Annotated in this window: 4 protein-coding genes and 2 pseudogenes; 3 read left to right on the forward strand and 3 right to left on the reverse strand. The window is 67.9% G+C overall.

Translation table 11 applies throughout. The annotated features are described in order from the left end of the window. Window positions 1-188 precede the first annotated feature (188 nt). The 3 genes from U9978_RS23890 to U9978_RS23900 all read right to left on the reverse strand — a co-directional run bounded on the left by U9978_RS23890 (window position 189) and on the right by U9978_RS23900 (window position 1,619). Entirely contained in the window at window positions 189-410 is a 222-nt protein-coding gene (locus U9978_RS23890) for a helix-turn-helix domain-containing protein (protein WP_010981499.1), read from the reverse strand. Next, window positions 410-901 carry a DUF2975 domain-containing protein gene (locus U9978_RS23895; RefSeq protein ID WP_322763397.1) on the reverse strand — a complete coding sequence of 164 codons (492 nt, stop codon included), beginning with the start codon at window positions 899-901 and terminating at the stop codon, window positions 410-412. Before U9978_RS23895 ends, U9978_RS23890 begins: the two co-directional genes overlap by 1 nt. Before the next feature lie 220 nt (window positions 902-1,121). Then, on the reverse strand, window positions 1,122-1,619 hold the full coding sequence (locus U9978_RS23900; RefSeq protein ID WP_322763398.1) for a hypothetical protein: 498 nt from the start codon (window positions 1,617-1,619) through the stop codon (window positions 1,122-1,124). Window positions 1,620-1,654: 35 nt separating this feature from the next. Here U9978_RS23900 and U9978_RS23905 point away from each other — a divergent pair, with 35 nt between their 5' ends. The 3 genes and pseudogenes from U9978_RS23905 to U9978_RS23915 all read left to right on the forward strand — a co-directional run. After that, complete coding sequence (locus U9978_RS23905) at window positions 1,655-2,116, forward strand: AAA family ATPase (protein WP_416211126.1); 462 nt, start codon at window positions 1,655-1,657, stop codon at window positions 2,114-2,116. Window positions 2,117-2,289: 173 nt separating this feature from the next. Beyond that, window positions 2,290-2,460, forward strand: a pseudogene (locus tag U9978_RS23910) (IS5/IS1182 family transposase); the annotation flags it as partial. 93 nt (window positions 2,461-2,553) lie between these two features. Then, window positions 2,554-2,771: pseudogene (locus U9978_RS23915) on the forward strand (hypothetical protein); the annotation flags it as partial.

Below are 2,771 nucleotides of genomic sequence, written 5' to 3' on the forward strand. Positions count from 1 at the left end.
TTTGCGGTGGGGAGGTCACGTTCGCAGGTCGCGATCGTCGACCAGGACAGTGCGGTGCAGGTCAAGCGTAATCTACCCAACGGGGTTGGGACAGTGCTGTGGGTGATTGGCGATCCACGTTCATGCGGTCCACGTGCCGTGTCACGGGCCCGGTGCTGCCAGGCGTTTTCACGCCCGTCCTGGGCACGTCATCCGCCCGCGGCGTCCTCGGCTTCCCAGCGCAGCAGGTCACCCGGCTGGCACTTGAGCACCTCGCAGAGCGCGGCGAGCGTCGCGAAGCGCACCGCCTTGGCGCGGCCGTTCTTGAGTACCGCCAGGTTGGCGGGCGTGATTCCTACGCGGTCCGCGAGCTCGCCCACGGACATCTTCCGCCTGGCCAGCATCACGTCGATGTCGACGGCGATCGGCATCAGATCACCTCGTCCAACTCGGCCTGCATCTGCGACGCTTCGACGTCGCGCGCGACGGCCTGGGCGAGCAACATCCGCAGCACGAGCACGATGAGCGCGACCCCCAGGATGGCCAGGCCAACCCCGCCCATGATGACGGTGACGCCCGGGTCGGCCCGCTGGCCCGGCGCATTGAGGACCGTGACCGCGAACCACACGAGGGCAACCGCCACGATCGCGCCGATCACGACGTCCACGTACCGGAAGGCGGCGTGGGAGAACACGGTTCCGCGTCGCACCATCGTCACCAGCCGCCATACGCAGACCAGAGCGACCTGGACCGCCACGATGCCCAGGATCGTGATCACGCGCAGCGGGGTCAGCGGGAGCGACCCGTCCTCTGGGTCGCTCCCGCTGACCAACGCCCACACCATCAATGCCTGTACGCACACGGTGCCGGCGAGCACCACCACGAGCACGGCGCGCAGCGCACGCACGGTCAGCTTTCCCATGGCCCAACTTTCCATCGAGTTACGATAAAAATCTATCGATCTTCGATAGGTTAGGCAAGAGTTGGGATGGAAGATGGGCGGCGGTTTCGCACCGTGGCGGGACGCCGCCGCCCCTCCCATGGCATGGCGTTCGCGCGAACAGTCTTGATCTTGTCGAAGTCGACCTCGCTTGAGCACAAATCGGACGCCCCCCGACTACGCCGAAACCCTGCCTGCGACGTCAGCCCGTATGCCGGTATCTCCAGCTCGGCCCAGCAACGTCTACGTCCGCGAAGACGCCGTCGTACCCGCCCTGGACAGCTGGCTCGCCACCACGTTGAAACCGCCGCGGCTCACCGACACCCTCGACGCCATGGCCGCGACCCAAGCCGGGCCAACCGGAAACGACCAAGCCGCCGACCGCGCCCACCGCACGATCAAAGACTGCACGACCAAGATCGCCCGCTACCGGGCCGCACTGGAAGCCGGCGCCGACCCTGCCCTCGTCACCGGCTGGATCGCACAAACCCAAGCCGAACGCGCTACCGCCGAACGCCAGCTCCGCGAGACCACCGACCACACCGACAGGCGGATGACCCGGGACGAAATCGCCGCCATGGTCGAGGCCCTCGGCGACATGCTGATCATCCTCGCCGAAGCCGACCCCGCCGACAAGGCCGAGATCCGCGCAGCACCAACGCACCGTGGAGGTCCGGGGGCTCGGCCCCCGGGCAGGCATAAACGAGACGACCTGGTGCGAAGCACACAGGTCGTCTGGAGGCGAGTGTCCGGCTACGCTGGCGGCAGGCCGGTATGGACGGGGTCTTCGGCCCCGAGCCGCTGTCCGACGGCACCCTGCGCTTCATCTGCCTGGCCGCGCTGCTGCTGCGTCCCGACCCACAGCCGCTGGTCATCCTGGACGAGCCGGAACTCGGCCTGCACCCGTTCGCCTTGGTCCAGCTCGCCGGCATGATGCGCTCCGCCAGCCAGACCAGCCAGATCGTCGTGGCCACCCAGTCCGTCCCCCTCGTCGACCTCGGCGACCACGTCGACCTCGGCGACCTCGGCGACCTCGGCGACCTCGGCGACATCATCATCGTCGACCGAGCGGACGGCGCCTCCACCTTCCGCCGCCCCGACCCGGCCGGTCTCGCGGCCTGGCTGGATGACTACTCGCTGGGCGAGCTGTGGCAGAAGAACATCCTCGGCGGCCTGCCCGCCCGGGAAGACGACTGACCCCCGTGCGCTCGCTCTACCTTCTCGCCGACGGCCGGGGCTTCGATCCGGTCAGCTTCGCCGTCAACGACCACCCCGACATCCAGGCGTGGGCCGCCCACGGCATCGACCACTCCGACAAGCCCGGCTACGGCCGGCCAGTCCATCCACCCAACACCGGCGACCGCACCCACGCGCGGATGAACGGCTACCGCAAGCTTCGCCGCTGCACCGAGAAGAACGGCGCGATCGTCTATTTCTACCTCTATCTGGCCGCCGCTTTCGTCACTGTCCGTTGTCTGATCCAGAGGGCTCGGATCACCTGGCGCTGGGAGCGTCGGCCCACCACCCGCCGTCTCAAGTGACACCTATTGTCGGTCGCTTGTGCTCGGATCAGAGAAGCGGTGGAAGTCTTGTACCATGCGTCAGCCAACTCCGTGCTCACCTGAAGGACGACGATGAGTGACCAGCCGCCCCGGGCCAGAGGCTTCTGGCAAACCGCGCTCGGCGCGCTTACCGGTATCGCCGCCTTGCTCACCGCGATCGGCGGCCTGCTCGCCGTTCTCTTCCAGCTCGGTGTCCTCGGCGGGTCCAGCAGTACACCACCGCCGGGACCGGTTGCCAACCCGGCGACCACGGTGCCCAGCAGCGTTTCCCAGACCAGTGCCGCTCCACC

Source organism: Protofrankia sp. Cr2, assembly GCF_963555885.1.
In the GTDB taxonomy this organism is placed as follows: domain Bacteria; phylum Actinomycetota; class Actinomycetes; order Frankiales; family Frankiaceae; genus Protofrankia.

Excerpts from the sequence above, each read along its gene's own strand:
- U9978_RS23895 (WP_322763397.1), bottom strand. The coding sequence starts at position 901 with ATGGGAAAGCTGACCGTGCGTGCGCTGCGCGCCGTGCTCGTGGTGGTG.
- U9978_RS23900 (WP_322763398.1), bottom strand. The coding sequence starts at position 1,619 with ATGCCTGCCCGGGGGCCGAGCCCCCGGACCTCCACGGTGCGTTGGTGC.
- U9978_RS23890 (WP_010981499.1), bottom strand. The coding sequence starts at position 410 with ATGCCGATCGCCGTCGACATCGACGTGATGCTGGCCAGGCGGAAGATG.